Raw genomic sequence first — 15,302 nt, 5'->3', positions numbered from 1 at the left:
CGCTTTCACACAAGCGGGATAAACAGGTATTACTATGTCAGATTCGACTCAGAAAGCGGTGAGTGAAGGTGGCGCATACGAGATTCTCAAATCTCGTTTGGCTCAACAAGGCCAACAGTTAAAATCGCTCACACACTCTTTTAATCAGCAGCGTCAACAAGTCTTCGGCGGCCAAGAACTTAAACTGGTCGGTAAGACAAATGTTCAAACTGACGCTCGTTGTATTCCCATTGACATGGCTCAAGTCAATCAGCAACTACTGTTTGGCTATCAAGTACACGTTGGCATGAAAGCAGTGCCTGCTTTGCAGGACGTGTTTGGTCTTTATCAACTGCATGAAAACGAAGGGACGCTTCGTATCGAGCCTACCTCGTTAGAAAACAGTTTCCTCCAAGATATTCGTTTTCAACACGAATTTACGGAGCTGTTTACTTACTACCGTGACGCCCGTTTGTCTCAGATTTCACGACAGGAAAGTACGCTTTACATAGCGTTTCAAATTGGTATGCGGGTAGAAGATCGCAAAGTGTTTCGCTTTCAGATCAATGCAAACTCTATTGAATATTTGGACTCTGCAGGGCATGCCTCTCTCACTGAAACCGTTCAACACGATTTCGATTGGATCGCTACGACCCGTGATGATCATATTATGGGTAACCATCCTCATGTTTCTATTGCTGACAAGTTGTTTGTGGAATGTATTGGCGGCGATCTAACCATTAAAATCGAAGACAATACCAATGATGGCAAAGGTATTTACAGCGAGGAAGTGGAAGATCATCACCAAAGCGTAGCTGATGCTCACATTGACTATGCGTTTGTTGGTGAGTTGATCGCATTGAAAATCCGTCCTAACCGTGAGCGAAAAGATCGTTACTTTGTGTATAACCCTCTCACCCAATCGGTTGTCCGAACGGATGCTTTGAGCGTTAGTGCAAAAGCTTTACCTGAAGAGCACGGTATTTTATATGCCAATGGCTACGTGCTAGCGAATGGTGAGCACAAACAATTTGACATGCCTTGGCAACATCTGCAGTTTTTCCAGAAAGTGGTGTCGCCCAATGGCGAAGATATTTTGTATTTCTTCTTCAATATGTCGCAAGGCTACTATGTTGCCTTCACCTACAACATGATAGAAAAACAGTTTGCGGCGCCAATGGAAAGCCACGGCTTTAGCCTATACCCTGATGGGCGACTGCTCGTTTTCCAACTGTCAGAAAATGCTGAAGCTTCCACTATCCACCCTTTACGTGTGTGGGATACCCCCTTCTCAACGTCAGAGCATTACGCGAGTGTTCACGCTCAAACTGATGGCAGTAGCCCACTGTTTCATTTAGGCAATGCGGAACTGGTTCGTGCGCTATCTTCTGTTCTGTCTGTGTGCCAGTTAGCGCAAACGGAAGAGGTGACACAGGCCGCTTATGAGATGCTGCTTAAGCAGAGCCAAAGCACTCTTGATCATTACCATTGGTTGAGTCATGACTATGCGTTGGGTATCGGAACTGCCATTAACGAACTGATGGTTACAGCAGATAAAATCATCGATGAGTTTGCTAAAGTTCAACAATTGCAAAGCCATGCCTCTCAAAGCACAGAGCAGCAGCAAGTCGTCATTAACGATCTGGTTGGCAAAATAAAACTTGCGCCTAAAGAGCAAGCGAATGTACTGCTAGGTTTACTGGCTGATGTAAAAGGTCAGGTGGGCGCGACAATGGCTTTGCGTCAGCAACATTATGTCGATGTGATGATCGTTGATGATATGTTGACGGTACTTCAGCAGCAACGCGAATCACTGAACCAGCAGCTACTCACATTGTTGCAGGATGAAAAAGCCTACCAGCCATTTAAAAAACACATCAAACAAATTGAAGTGGAGTTAGAGCAGACAGAAAAAACGTCTCATATGACTAACCTTCAACAGCAATTAGATGATTTAAGAAGTGATCTTCAGTTGGTCACCGAAGAAGTCACGGATATTGAAACCGATGATCCAACTCAGTCAACCCGGATCCTCGATCTTACCACGGAAATCTCTTCGCTGCTTAACAGTGTTTCCGCTAAGCTGCGTAGCAGAAGTAAAGGTCTACAGAGCGAGGAAGCGCAAGCGGAGTTCAGTGCTCAGTTTAAACTGCTCGGTCAGTCGGTGAGTAGCGCGATGGAGCAGGCGACATCACCGGATGATTGCGATACTCAGCTAGCCAAATTGATTAGCCAACTTGATAAGCTGGAATCCCGCTTTGCTGATTTTGACCAATTCCTCGCAGAGATTTATGCCAAAAGAGATGAAATTCAATCGACTCTGGATAACCACAAGCAGCAGTTGATCGCGGCGCAGCAGCGCAGAGTGCAGAACTTGTTGCAGGCTGCTACGGTGACGATGAGTAGCATCGATAAACGTGTGGCTAAGTTTGAAGATGTGGCAGGTCTAAATAGTTACTTCGCGACCGACGCAATGGTGCTCAAATTGCATCAGTTGTCAGAATCGATTCGCCAATTGGGAGATAGCGTTAAAGCGGACAGTTTGGATGCCAAACTCAAATCTTTGCAAGACCAATCATTGCGCTCGCTGCGCGATAATCAGGATATTTTTGAGCAAGGTGGTAAAGTTCTGCGTTTAGGTAAACATCGCTTTAGCGTCAATCAACAGGCGTTGGACTTAAGTCTGATCGAACAACAAGGTCGGCTTTGTACCCATATTTCTGGAACGGATTTCTATCAGCCGATTGAAAATGAAGAGTTCTTACAGTTGCAAAATGTTGCACGGTTGGAAGTCGCATCAGAAAGTGACATTGTTTATCGCGCAGAGTATTTGGCTTATCTGATGGTTTATTCCGCTGAGCAAAATGAAGCCGGTTTAAATTTAAACACTTTGTATCATGCATTGAGTGAAAATCGTTTGGCTGAATTAGTCCAGCGTTTTGCAGCGCCTCGTTATCGTGAAGGGTATGTCAAAGGGATTCACGACAGTGATGCTGTAAAAATCTTATCTCAGTTGTTACCTATCTACCAAAAAGCAGGCTTGCTGCGTTTTAGCCAAACTGCGAGAGCGAATGCCTTCCTTTGGCTGCTTGAGCACAATGAAAGCTTTGTAAATGAGATGAGAATCAAAGCGATAAACGCTCAATTGCTGCGTGAACACCTGAATGCTTCTGACGCCTTTAACCAATTACAGCAGCAGTTAGTGTTGGACTTTTCAGGCGATGAGGCCGATGACAGTGCCCGTTACTTGATTCACCTTTTAGCGCAAAAAGAGACGACAATTCAGGTCAGTCAAGATGCTCTTACTTTATGCGAAGATTATCTTCAGTTCCGCAGAAGCTTAGGATGGTCACCCTCTGAACAACCAATGAGTGAGCAGTTTAGCGATCACCAACAGTGGTTGAAGGCATACACCACTCAGAAAGAATATGGTCAAGCATTCGTCGTCGAAAGCGCGGCGATCGCATTGTGCAAGACTCAAGCTGCTCTAACGTTAGAGAGCATCGACTTTTCTTTGCAGTGTACAGTCTCTGGATTGCTTGGGGAGCATGATAGGGTCAACAACGGTGAATTGGTTGTCGTATTGGATGATTTTATCCAGCGCGGCGAATCACATCGAAGTCAGGTAGTACCTCAATATGAAGCCTATTTAGGGCAAAGGACCGAGCTATTGTCCAAAGCAAAGGAACAGTTCCGTCTAGAAGAGTTTAAACCTCGCCCACTGACTTCTTTTGTCCGCAATAAACTCATCAGTGAAAGTTATTTGCCATTGATCGGTGATAACTTCGCCAAACAGATGGGAACGATTGGAGACAACAAGCGTACCGACTTAATGGGAATGTTGCTGCTGATTTCACCGCCAGGTTACGGAAAAACCACGTTAATTGAATACGTTGCACATAAGTTAGGCCTAGTATTTATGAAGATCAATGGTCCTTCTATTGGTCATCAGGCGACTTCTCTGGATCCGGCAGATGCACCGGATCAGAACGCGGCTCGCGAGATAGAGAAAATTAATCTGGCGTTTGAGATGGGTAACAACGTGCTCCTGTACCTCGACGATATTCAACATACTCACCCTGAGTTGCTGCAGAAATTTATTTCTTTGTGTGATGGTACTCGTCGTATTGAAGGAACCTGGCAAGGTAAAACCAAAACATACGATATGAGAGGGAAGAAGTTTGCTGTGGTTATGGCAGGCAACCCATACACTGAAACCGGTGAAGCGTTTCGTATTCCCGATATGTTGGCCAACCGAGCGGATATCTACAACCTCGGTGATATGCTATCCGATCAAAAACTGGCGTTTGAGCTGAGCTTTATTGAAAACTCGCTGACCTCTAACTCCGTGTTGGCCCCACTGGCTACTCGCGATCTGAATGACTTGTATCGTTTTGTCCGTATGGCACAAGGAGAGAGCATTGCATTGAGTGAGATGAGCCACTCATATTCCGCAACCGAAGCCAGCGAAATTGTTGCTACGATTCAAAAGCTAACACAGGTTCAGCAAACGGTTCTGAAAGTGAATCAACAGTATATTCAATCAGCTGCAACGGCGGATCAGTACCGTGTGGAACCTGCATTTAAGTTGCAGGGTTCATACCGAAACATGAACAAGCTAGTAGAGAAAATCTCGTCGGTGATGACCGAAGAAGAGTTAAACACCCTACTTCAAGATCATTATCAGGGCGAAGCTCAGACCCTTGCCAGTGGCACCGAAGAGAACTTACTCAAGCTGGCTGAACTTAGAGGCAATATGACCCCAGACCAAATGGACAGGTGGGAAGAAATCAAACAGAGCTATCAACGTCAGCAACTCATGGGAGACTCTGAAGACAGAGCCGGTCAAGTTGTCCAACAATTAGCAATGCTCAACCAGCATGTCGCGCGTTTTGGGCAGGAGAGTACCAATGAATCGTAATCAATGGGCCAAATGGCTGGAAGAGTCTTTGATAGACTATCGCCTTGATGACCATGAGAGACGCCATCTTCAGGCGGAACTGACGGAAGCGGTAATGTCAGAAGAAGACCGAGCGTTTTTACGCAATCAGAGTTTTAAGCTCGCTAAGCAATTCATGGAGAAAGGCTCTGATCCGATGGCGGTATTACGTTGGCTTGAACGTATCATTAAGGTACTGGATAACGTCATCGCGGGTCAGTCAAGTGAGTTAGCGACCAGTTGGTTTTCGCCAGGGAGAAGCTGCTCTACTGGCATAATTGAGCAGTTAAAGTTGGCTCGTGACTCCATCGATATTTGCGTGTTTACTATTGCTGATGATGATCTGACTAAACACATTCTTGAAGCTCACCAACGTGGAGTCACCGTTCGAATTATCTCAGACAACGACAAAATGTATGACAAAGGCAGCGATATTGAGTATTTAGCCGAGCAAGGTGTTGCTGTTAAAATTGATACCACGCCCTATCATATGCACCATAAGTTTGCGATTTTCGATCAGAAGCGTCTTATTAATGGTAGTTTCAACTGGACACGTAGCGCATCGAAATACAATCAGGAAGACATAACTTTGTCTGATGACAAACGCTTCCTTCAATCCTTTTCAAGACAGTTTGAAAAACTGTGGCAGCAGTTTCCCTGCCATCAGCCTTCACAATATTAAGGAGCACCTATGACGGAACCTGTTACAGCCCCGCCAGAAGTGATGAAAGTAGAAGCAACTCCAGAAGTAGTGGCTATTGCCGAACGTTTTGATCCCTTTGACAGTGTGGCGACCATTACTTTTGGTAGTGAAGCGCTGGAGAAAATCACCGCTTTCTCTGATTCTGTTTTAGCTCAGGTTAGAGTCAGAGACAGTGGTGAAGCTGGCGATATTCTTCAAGCCATGGTGTCTTCAATGGATAGCAGTGCGTTTGATCAACTAGGTCAGCGTAGCTTACTGTCGCGATTACCTTTGTTTGGTGAAGTGTTTGATTCGTTCAAGAGGTTTTCAACGAGCTTTGACTCAGTGAGAAATCAGCTAGATCAATTGGTTGAGCGCTTGCAAGGACAGGAAGTGAAATTAGCGCATGACATTAATCAACTTGATACGCTGTACCAACATAATCTAGAGCTACTGGAAGGGTTAGAACATTATATTGACGCAGGTCGATACAAGTTAAGTCAGCTTAATAGCGATGTGTTACCGCGGCTGCTTGCTAAATCCGAACAAAGTGAAGATGCTTTAGATGCGCAGCAATACCGAGATGCGACACAGGCTGTGGCGAGGTTAGAAAAACGCGTACACAACTTGGAGCTCACTAGGTTGGCCGCGATTCAAACTGCACCACAGATTCGTTTGTCCCAAGAGGGCAACAAAATGTTGATGGAGGATATTCAAGATATCGTTCATAACACTTTCCCGTTGTGGAAGCGCCAATTTTTGATTGCTATTTCCAATTATGAAAAGGAAAAAGCGCTGCAAGTTACACATGCGGTCAAAGATTACACCAACAAGCAGTACGTTCAGAATGCACAGAAGCTCAAAGTGTTAGAAGAGCAAATTGCCGAGAACTACCAGCGCGGTATTTTGGATTTAGATTCGTTACAAACAGTCAATCAGCTCACCATTGAAACTCTAAGCAATACCCTCTCAAGAGCAAAAGAAGGTCGAGAGCAGCGTGAAAAGGCGCAGCGAGTGATTGAGCAGGCAGAGCAAGAGCTGAAATCTGCCCTACAACAATCTCTGGAAAAATAACGTTCAGGCAACGACGGCTAATCTTAGCCGTCGTTTTATTCTATGCTATCCGCAAAGTGATTGAACAGGAAACTAGATATGGAGTTAAGCGCGCAGTTGGGAGCTTTGTTGCAATCTCAACAATACATTCTGACCACTGCTGAATCTTGCACTGGTGGTGGCGTTTCAGCCGCGATTACGGATATTGCAGGTAGCTCTGCTTGGTTTGAACGAGCATTCATTACCTACAGCAATGAAGCAAAAATGGAAATGCTGGATGTTGAAGCATCGACCTTGATCGCTCATGGTGCCGTCAGTGAAGAAACGGTTACTGAAATGGTGTTGGGGGCGATTAAACACTCAAATGCCAATATTGGTGTATCTGTCAGCGGTATCGCAGGGCCAGATGGCGGAAGCGAAGATAAGCCAGTAGGGACCGTATGCTTTGCGTGGGCTGATGACAGTGGATGGAGTAAAGCAGCAACGTATTGCTTTGATGGCGACCGTCATGAAGTTCGTAGGCAAGCTGTCGAAGTGGCGCAAAAGGTCCTGTATGAGGAACTAAGTGAGCGTGTGCAGTCGTAGGTTTTTAAAATTAAAGTATTTAAAAATTAGATAGATATAACGAAAGTCTAAAAAAAATTCATACAGCTATAGACACTGTATGAATCAACAGTATAATGATTTTCATTGATTGCCTCAGTGGACTCTGAGGAAAATAGAGAAGAATTCAAAGATCATCAATGCGTTGATGAAAAAATCGGAGAAAGTGATGGACGATAACAAACAGAAAGCGCTTGCCGCTGCGCTCGGTCAGATTGAAAAGCAATTCGGTAAAGGCTCTATTATGCGTCTTGGTGATAACCGTGCTATGGATGTTGAAACCATCTCGACAGGTTCACTTTCTCTTGATATCGCATTGGGTGCTGGTGGTCTGCCAATGGGCCGTATCGTTGAAGTTTATGGCCCAGAGTCATCAGGTAAGACGACGCTAACTCTTGAGCTGATTGCTGCTGCACAACGTGAAGGTAAAACATGTGCCTTTATTGATGCCGAACACGCTCTTGATCCTGTCTACGCTAAGAAGCTAGGCGTAGATATTGATGCACTATTGGTTTCTCAGCCAGACACGGGTGAACAAGCATTAGAGATTTGTGATGCTCTGGCGCGATCAGGTGCGATTGACGTTATGGTTGTCGACTCTGTGGCTGCATTGACACCGAAAGCGGAAATCGAAGGTGAGATGGGCGATAGCCATATGGGTCTTCAGGCGCGTATGCTTTCTCAAGCAATGCGTAAGCTGACGGGTAACCTGAAGCAGTCAAACTGTATGTGTATCTTCATCAACCAGATCCGTATGAAGATCGGTGTCATGTTTGGTAACCCTGAAACGACTACAGGTGGTAATGCACTAAAATTCTACGCTTCTGTTCGTCTTGATATCCGCCGCACAGGCTCTATCAAGGAAGGCGACGAAGTGGTAGGTAACGAAACTCGCATTAAAGTGGTTAAGAACAAGATCGCGGCACCGTTTAAACAAGCGGAAACGCAAATCATGTACGGCGCAGGCTTTAACCGTGAAGGTGAGTTGATTGACCTAGGCGTGAAGAATAAGCTGGTTGAAAAAGCGGGTGCTTGGTATAGCTACAATGGCGATAAGATTGGCCAGGGTAAAGCCAATGCGTGTAAGTACCTGCGTGAAAACCCAGCGGCGGCTCAGCAAATCGACACTAAACTGCGTGAGTTGTTGCTAACTCCGGCAGAAATTCAGCCAGACGCCGCTGAGCTAGGTGAAATGCCAGAGCAAGAAGAGCTATAAGTACTCATAGCTCAGAGTTTTGAAGCCCTGCAACTTGCAGGGCTTTGTTGTATTTAGCGTAACCGAATAATGTTGAGTGCTTATGTTTCAACGCAAACCTCCCACTTTATCCAGTAAAGAAGCCGCCATTCAACGGCTTAGTCGGCGTGACCATGGTGAGTATGAGCTTTATCAGAAGCTTGCAATGAAAGGTTATGAAGAAGAGGCGATTCAAGAAGCGGTGAAGTTCTGTCTTGACCACAACTACTTAGACGACCTTCGTTACGCCAAAAGCCAGATCCGACAGCATGTATACAAAGGGCATGGTGAACGACGTATTCGTCAGGAACTTAATCAGAAACGTGTCAGTGAACCCACCATCGAAAAGGCATTTGAAGAAGAGCCACAAGACTGGTTTGAGTTGGCGAAACAGGCTGCCGAAAAAAAGTTCAAAGGCCTTAAAGCGAAAGATCAGAAAGAGTATGCAAAACAGGTTCGATTTCTTCAATATCGTGGCTACAGCTTTGAACAAATAAGCTATGCCCTGAGTACTGAAGACGGATCATAAATAGTGGTTATGCGCTCATTTTTTGATTTATTGCGAAAATCGCGCAGAAAAGGCTCTTTTCTACAAGAAAGCTAGTCGTGGCTGATTGCTTGATCTACAATACGGCAAAATTCTAACTCGACTATTTTCAGGAAGAGCTGCATGTACATGAGCACTGATGAGGTTCGCAATTCGTTCCTCAAGTTCTTTGAAAGCAAAGGACACCAAATCGTAGACAGTTCATCGTTGGTTCCACATAACGATCCAACCCTGCTATTTACTAACGCAGGTATGAACCAATTCAAAGATTGCTTCTTAGGCGCTGAAAAGCGAGCCTACACGCGAGCAACTACGGCTCAGCGTTGTGTACGTGCAGGTGGTAAACATAATGACCTTGAAAATGTTGGCTTCACCGCTCGTCACCATACATTCTTCGAAATGTTGGGTAACTTCAGTTTTGGAGATTACTTCAAAGAAGACGCGATTGCGTTTGCTTGGGAGTTCCTGACTAAAACTCTTGGCCTACCAGAAGAGAAGCTACTGGTTACGGTATACGAAACAGATGACGAAGCCTTCGAGATCTGGAACAAGAAAGTCGGTGTACCTGCTGATAAGATTGTTCGCATTGGCGACAAAGAAGGTGGCAAGAAGTTCGAATCTGACAACTTCTGGACGATGGGTGATACAGGTCCTTGTGGCCCATGTACTGAAATCTTTTATGATCACGGTGAGCACATCTGGGGCGGTCGCCCTGGCACTCCAGAAGAAGATGGTGACCGTTTCATCGAGATCTGGAACAACGTGTTCATGCAGTTCAACCGTCATGCAGATGGCACGATGGAGGAACTACCAAAGCCTGCTGTTGATACAGGTATGGGTATCGAGCGTATTTCTGCAATCATGCAAGGCGTTCACTCAAACTACGAAATCGATGTATTTCAAAAGCTAATCAAAGCGACGGCTGAGGTGGTAGGTCACGACGATCTATCAAACCAGTCGCTACGCGTTATTGCTGACCACATCCGTTCTTGTTCATTCCTAATCGCTGATGGCGTGATGCCTTCAAACGAAGGTCGTGGTTACGTCCTACGTCGTATTATTCGTCGTGCCGTTCGTCACGGTAACAAGTTGGGTGCGCAAGGTGTATTCTTCCACAAACTTGTTGGTGTACTTGCTGAAGTGATGGGCAGCGCTGCAGAAGAACTTAAGAAACAGCAAGAGCTTGTTGAGAAAGTACTTCGCATCGAAGAAGAGAACTTTGGTCGCACACTAGAGCGCGGCATGGTGATTCTTAATGAAGCACTAGACGCACTTGAAGGCAATGAGCTAGACGGTGAAACCGTCTTCAAGCTTTACGATACTTACGGTTTCCCTGCTGACTTAACTAACGATGTAGCTCGCGAACGTGACTTTACCATCGACGAAGCTGGCTTTGAGAAAGCGATGGCAGAGCAGCGTCAACGTGCTCGCGAAGCAGGCCAATTCGGTACTGATTATAACGCAACGATCAAGACGGAAGCTGAGTCTGAGTTCTGTGGCTACACAGGTACTGAAGGTAAGAGTACTGTTGCTGAAATCTTCGTTGAGGGTGAAGTAGCAGACTCTCTATCGGCAGGCGACAAAGCGATAATCATCCTTGGTGAAACACCATTCTATGCAGAGTCTGGCGGTCAGTGCGGTGACGCGGGCGTGCTAAAAACCGAATCTGGTCTTTTTAAAGTCGAAGATACTCAGAAATTAGGTAACGCAATTGCGCACCATGGTGTTCTTGTGGAAGGCGTTCTAGCGAAAGGTGATGAAGTAGGAGCGATTGTCGATGCTGAGCGTCGCGCTTCCATCTCTCTTAACCACTCAGCGACTCACCTATTACACGCAGCGTTACGTTCAGTACTGGGCGAGCACGTTACTCAGAAAGGCTCGCTAGTTAAACCTGAAAACCTACGTTTCGACTTCTCACACCTAGAAGCGGTAACGCCAGAAGAGCTAAAAGACGTTGAGCGCCTCGTGAATGCTCAAGTTCGTCGCAACCACGTTATTGAAACTAACGTGATGGACATCGAGTCAGCGAAGCAGAAAGGTGCAATGGCACTATTCGGCGAAAAGTATGATGATGAGGTTCGCGTTCTATCTATGGGTGAGTTCTCTACTGAGCTTTGTGGTGGTATCCACGCATCAAACACGGGTGATATTGGCCTATTCAAGATCACTTCTGAAGGTGGTATCGCAGCAGGTATCCGCCGTATCGAAGCCGTAACCGGTGAAGCAGCACTAGACGCAATCGAAGCTCAACAAGCGAAGTTCGAAGAGAAGCTTGCAGAATCTGCGTCGAAAGCAAAATCTCTAGAGAAAGAGATTCAGAAGCTAAAAGACAAGATGGCAGCAGCTGAAAGTGCAAACATCATGGGCAAAGCTCAAGAGATCAACGGCGTTAAAGTCCTTATCGCTGCGATGCAAGATGCCGATCCTAAGAACCTGCGTACTATGGTTGATGACATCAAGAACCAGATGGGCAGTGGTGTCGTCATGCTGGCGAACGTCAATGGTGAGAAGATTGGTTTGATTGCGGGGGTCACAAAAGATCTTATCGGCAAAGTTAAAGCGGGCGACTTAGTGAAAATGGTTGCTGAGCAAGTCGGCGGCAAAGGTGGTGGTCGACCTGACATGGCTCAGGCTGGCGGCACAGACGTTGAAGCGCTTCCTGAAGCAATCAAGTCTGTTCAGCCATGGCTTGAAGAGCGCCTGTAAAATCTGATTTGTATATAAATACGCTCAATCAATTGTTTGATTGGGCGTAATTTTTTTCTACTAACCAAGTGGTTTAATAGCTCAGTTACTCTGTGCTGATTAAGCAGCTTGGTTTTTGTTATTAATGCTGCAAACAATATTCAATTGATTGAATGCGGCCTAATGAGACTTTGGTCTTGGGAAGGTGAAGACTGGTGAAAAAGCCCCTTATCGTGCAAAAGTTTGGCGGAACCTCTGTGGGTTCAATTGAAAGGATCCACAAAGTCGCTGAGCACATCATTAAGGCGAAGAATGATGGTAATCAAGTTGTAGTCGTTGTGTCTGCTATGTCTGGAGAGACAAACCGACTATTGGATTTGGCAAAGCAGGTAGACAGCGTGCCAACTGCCCGAGAACTTGATGTTTTGCTCTCTGCTGGTGAGCAGGTGTCGATGGCACTGCTGGCAATGACTCTAAATAAACTAGGTTATGCCGCACGCTCACTTACCGGAGCACAAGCGAACATTGTGACGGACAATCAACACAATGACGCGACGATTAAGCACATTGATACCTCAACAATTGAATCATGGCTGGCACAAGACAATATTGTCATTGTCGCGGGCTTCCAGGGTATAAATGAGAATGGGGACATCACCACGTTAGGTCGAGGGGGATCTGATACCAGTGCTGTTACTTTAGCTGGCTTTCTACAAGCTGAAGAGTGCCAGATTTTTACTGATGTCGACGGCATCTATACTTGCGATCCTCGCACGGTTCCTAGTGCCAAGAAGCTGGATGTGATTGATTTTCCTTCTATGGAAGAAATGGCACGTAAAGGAGCGAAAGTGCTCCACCTTCCTTCGGTTCAGTACGCTTGGCGACATAATGTGCCACTTCGTGTTCTCTCCACGTTTGATAGCAATACAGGCAGTCTGGTCAAGGGCAGTGAATGCCAAAAGGCGATCTGTGGTGTCGCAATCCAGCGTGAACTGACAATGCTTAAGGTTGACCGTGATGCATTCTGTGGCCTAGAGAAACAGTGTCAGATGCTGGGTGTCACGATTTGGAATGTGATCGACCATGCAGAATGGGTAGGTGCGGTGATAAAACACGATGCTTATGCCAAGCTGGAACTGGTGTTCGGTGACAAAATCCGTAATAGTGAAGAGGTTAGCTTGCTTACAGCAGTAGGCCTTCAGGTCGAAGGATTGGTTGAACAGTCTTATGCCTTGTTGTCTGAACAGGGGATAGATGTGATGCATTATGCAGTGAATTCACAGTCGTTGATGTTGGTGTTGTCTCCAGAATACGTCGACAAAGCGGCAAACATACTGCATGATGCTTACATTACTTCTGCAGAGGCGCTCGACTGCCAGCAAAAACATGCCTTTTTAGGTTAATTAGGCTCGAGAATAGAGTTTACGAAAATATAACTTTTGTTGGATAATAGCCTCGTAGCAAGAAAAATCAGAGATTACTCAAGGAGCACAGAATGCTAATTTTAACTCGCCGCGTTGGCGAAACTCTAATGATCGGTGATGAAGTCACAGTCACAGTACTGGGCGTGAAAGGCAACCAAGTACGTATCGGTGTTAATGCGCCGAAAGAAGTGTCTGTTCACCGTGAAGAAATCTACATGCGCATTCAGGCAGAAAAAGGTAATGGTAACACTGCACCAGGCAACTACTAATTACACGAGAAGGCTGACATTATGTCAGCCTTTTTTATATTGTTGATAGGCATATTTATAGCAAAAAGAGCGAATTAGCATCGCTTTGATTAAATAGCCAACGGTTGGCCAACTTTTTGCTGATTTTGCCAAGAAAATGTTTGACATATTTTGGGTAAATCGTAATATGTGCCTCCGCAAGACGGTGAGGTGGCCGAGAGGCTGAAGGCGCTCCCCTGCTAAGGGAGTATGCGGTTTGTAGCCGCATCGAGGGTTCGAATCCCTCCCTCACCGCCATTCTTGCACTGCTCTTCGGAGCTGCTTTAAAACAAGCATTGCGCGCTCGTAGCTCAGCTGGATAGAGTACCTGGCTACGAACCAGGCGGTCGAAGGTTCGAATCCTTCCGAGCGCGCCATATTTCCTTACCAGGGAATAAAACGGTGAGGTGGCCGAGAGGCTGAAGGCGCTCCCCTGCTAAGGGAGTATACGGTTTGTAGCCGTATCGAGGGTTCGAATCCCTCCCTCACCGCCATTAATTGGCTTATGGCCAATTTTTTTGTTTTAAAGCCCTGTTGTTTCAAAGAAGTAGTGTGATATACTTCACAACTCTCTTTTGGGAGAACATTGCGCGCTCGTAGCTCAGCTGGATAGAGTACCTGGCTACGAACCAGGCGGTCGAAGGTTCGAATCCTTCCGAGCGCGCCACTATTTCGTTTGGTAAGTTTAAAACTTGTTGAACACCCCGTGCGTCCTTAGCTCAGCTGGATAGAGTACCTGGCTACGAACCAGGCGGTCGGAGGTTCGAATCCTCCAGGACGCGCCACTAATTAAGGTCACTGACCTGATATTGATTCTTCAATATAAAACATTGCGCGCTCGTAGCTCAGCTGGATAGAGTACCTGGCTACGAACCAGGCGGTCGAAGGTTCGAATCCTTCCGAGCGCGCCACTATCTCGTTTAGTAAGTTTAAAGCTTGTTGAACACCCCGTGCGTCCTTAGCTCAGCTGGATAGAGTACCTGGCTACGAACCAGGCGGTCGGAGGTTCGAATCCTCCAGGACGCGCCATTAATTAAGGTCACTGACCTGATATTGACTCTTCAATATAAAACATTGCGCGCTCGTAGCTCAGCTGGATAGAGTACCTGGCTACGAACCAGGCGGTCGAAGGTTCGAATCCTTCCGAGCGCGCCACCATATAAAGGCCCTGCTAGAAATAGCAGGGCTTTTCTTTTAACAATTTCTTATCATTTTATTAACTTTGTTTTTACAAATTGTTGTTTTCTAAGAACTTTTTTGGAAAACATTACCCCTATCGCAGTAATCATCCGATTTATCTAATAACGTCTGAAAATAGGCAGTTATTTATTCTTATATCGTCTCAGATTGCAGATTTATGTGATTTTTATGACGCAATCATCCCTAGAAATGTGCAATATCATCAAGAGTGCTTTAAACAAAATTGACAAATTTTAACCAATCGAGATAATCCTAGACCTCTTATCAGGATATTTGACTACTTTTCCTGAAAGGAAGCGTCAGCACAGAACTGACGTTAAAAAGGTCATTTAGGACACGAAGTCCCAATTATTAAATGGCCAATATCTTGTCAGGATGACAAAGAAAGGATGCTTAAAATGGAAAATATTGGAAGCCTGCTAGTCGATGCTGCGACCCTGATGCTTACAGGGATGGCCGTAGTATTTATATTCCTAACTATTCTCGTCTATCTCGTTCGGCTAATGTCTAAACTGTTGCCAGAAGAAGTGCCAGAGCCGATCGCTACACCGAAACAAAATAATAAAATTCAACCAACCTCTTCTGCTATTAGCCCCAAGGTAGTTGCAGCGATTTCTGCTGCGGTGCATCAACATCGCACTTCTACTGCTAAGTAGCATTTAAATGGAT

The 15,302-nt window shown here is 45.7% G+C and carries 10 protein-coding genes and 8 tRNA genes; all 18 read left to right on the top strand.

Going from position 1 to position 15,302, the window contains the following annotated elements; translation table 11 throughout:
* Positions 1-34: 34 nt before the first annotated feature.
* Positions 35-4,900, top strand: coding sequence for a DNA repair ATPase (locus KW548_16335; protein QXX06572.1), 4,866 nt, complete (start codon positions 35-37; stop codon positions 4,898-4,900).
* Complete coding sequence (locus tag KW548_16330; GenBank protein QXX06571.1) at positions 4,890-5,600, top strand: phosphatidylserine synthase; 711 nt, start codon at positions 4,890-4,892, stop codon at positions 5,598-5,600. Before KW548_16335 ends, KW548_16330 begins: the two co-directional genes overlap by 11 nt.
* 9 nt (positions 5,601-5,609) lie before the next feature.
* The gene (locus KW548_16325) at positions 5,610-6,674 is read left to right on the top strand and encodes a toxic anion resistance protein (GenBank protein ID QXX06570.1); all 1,065 of its coding nucleotides are present in this window, start codon (positions 5,610-5,612) and stop codon (positions 6,672-6,674) included.
* Positions 6,675-6,752: 78 nt separating this feature from the next.
* Positions 6,753-7,238: a nicotinamide-nucleotide amidase gene (gene pncC / locus KW548_16320; GenBank protein ID QXX06569.1), complete on the top strand. Its 486-nt coding sequence runs from the start codon at positions 6,753-6,755 to the stop codon at positions 7,236-7,238.
* Between the two features lie 187 nt (positions 7,239-7,425).
* Positions 7,426-8,472 (top strand): recombinase RecA, encoded by a 1,047-nt coding sequence (recA, locus tag KW548_16315; GenBank protein QXX06568.1) that lies wholly within the window; start codon positions 7,426-7,428, stop codon positions 8,470-8,472.
* Between the two features lie 82 nt (positions 8,473-8,554).
* On the top strand, positions 8,555-9,019 hold the full coding sequence (gene recX, locus KW548_16310) for a recombination regulator RecX (GenBank protein QXX06567.1): 465 nt from the start codon (positions 8,555-8,557) through the stop codon (positions 9,017-9,019).
* Between the two features lie 141 nt (positions 9,020-9,160).
* Complete coding sequence (gene alaS / locus KW548_16305) at positions 9,161-11,743, top strand: alanine--tRNA ligase (protein QXX06566.1); 2,583 nt, start codon at positions 9,161-9,163, stop codon at positions 11,741-11,743.
* Positions 11,744-11,937: 194 nt separating this feature from the next.
* Positions 11,938-13,125, top strand: a complete 1,188-nt coding sequence (locus tag KW548_16300; GenBank protein ID QXX06565.1) for an aspartate kinase — start codon at positions 11,938-11,940, stop codon at positions 13,123-13,125.
* 92 nt (positions 13,126-13,217) lie between these two features.
* Positions 13,218-13,415, top strand: coding sequence for a carbon storage regulator CsrA (csrA, locus tag KW548_16295; protein ID QXX06564.1), 198 nt, complete (start codon positions 13,218-13,220; stop codon positions 13,413-13,415).
* Between the two features lie 183 nt (positions 13,416-13,598).
* Positions 13,599-13,691: transfer RNA gene (locus tag KW548_16290), tRNA-Ser, on the top strand.
* A 42-nt stretch (positions 13,692-13,733) separates the two neighbouring features.
* Positions 13,734-13,810, top strand: a tRNA-Arg gene (locus KW548_16285).
* A gap of 24 nt (positions 13,811-13,834) precedes the next feature.
* Positions 13,835-13,927 (top strand) — tRNA-Ser (locus KW548_16280).
* Positions 13,928-14,023: 96 nt separating this feature from the next.
* Positions 14,024-14,100, top strand: a tRNA-Arg gene (locus KW548_16275).
* Positions 14,101-14,141: 41 nt separating this feature from the next.
* Positions 14,142-14,218, top strand: a tRNA-Arg gene (locus KW548_16270).
* 49 nt (positions 14,219-14,267) lie between these two features.
* Positions 14,268-14,344 (top strand) — tRNA-Arg (locus tag KW548_16265).
* A gap of 41 nt (positions 14,345-14,385) precedes the next feature.
* A tRNA-Arg gene (locus KW548_16260) sits at positions 14,386-14,462 on the top strand.
* A 49-nt stretch (positions 14,463-14,511) separates the two neighbouring features.
* Positions 14,512-14,588, top strand: a tRNA-Arg gene (locus tag KW548_16255).
* A 443-nt stretch (positions 14,589-15,031) separates the two neighbouring features.
* Complete coding sequence (locus tag KW548_16250; GenBank protein QXX06563.1) at positions 15,032-15,289, top strand: oxaloacetate decarboxylase subunit gamma; 258 nt, start codon at positions 15,032-15,034, stop codon at positions 15,287-15,289.
* The last annotated feature ends 13 nt before the right edge of the window (positions 15,290-15,302 follow it).

The organism is Vibrio neptunius (assembly GCA_019339365.1).
GTDB classification, from domain to species: Bacteria; Pseudomonadota; Gammaproteobacteria; order Enterobacterales; family Vibrionaceae; genus Vibrio; species Vibrio neptunius.
The sequence above is the reverse complement of the archived record's forward strand: the minus strand, read 5'-3'. Positions and strand labels throughout refer to the sequence as shown.

What these genes read in the sequence shown, in the direction of transcription:
- KW548_16335 (QXX06572.1), top strand. Translation starts at nt 35, where the DNA reads ATGTCAGATTCGACTCAGAAAGCGGTGAGTGAAGGTGGCGCATACGAG.
- KW548_16330 (QXX06571.1), top strand. Translation starts at nt 4,890, where the DNA reads ATGAATCGTAATCAATGGGCCAAATGGCTGGAAGAGTCTTTGATAGAC.
- KW548_16325 (QXX06570.1), top strand. Translation starts at nt 5,610, where the DNA reads ATGACGGAACCTGTTACAGCCCCGCCAGAAGTGATGAAAGTAGAAGCA.
- pncC (QXX06569.1), top strand. Translation starts at nt 6,753, where the DNA reads ATGGAGTTAAGCGCGCAGTTGGGAGCTTTGTTGCAATCTCAACAATAC.
- recA (QXX06568.1), top strand. Translation starts at nt 7,426, where the DNA reads ATGGACGATAACAAACAGAAAGCGCTTGCCGCTGCGCTCGGTCAGATT.
- recX (QXX06567.1), top strand. Translation starts at nt 8,555, where the DNA reads ATGTTTCAACGCAAACCTCCCACTTTATCCAGTAAAGAAGCCGCCATT.
- alaS (QXX06566.1), top strand. Translation starts at nt 9,161, where the DNA reads ATGTACATGAGCACTGATGAGGTTCGCAATTCGTTCCTCAAGTTCTTT.
- csrA (QXX06564.1), top strand. Translation starts at nt 13,218, where the DNA reads ATGCTAATTTTAACTCGCCGCGTTGGCGAAACTCTAATGATCGGTGAT.
- KW548_16250 (QXX06563.1), top strand. Translation starts at nt 15,032, where the DNA reads ATGGAAAATATTGGAAGCCTGCTAGTCGATGCTGCGACCCTGATGCTT.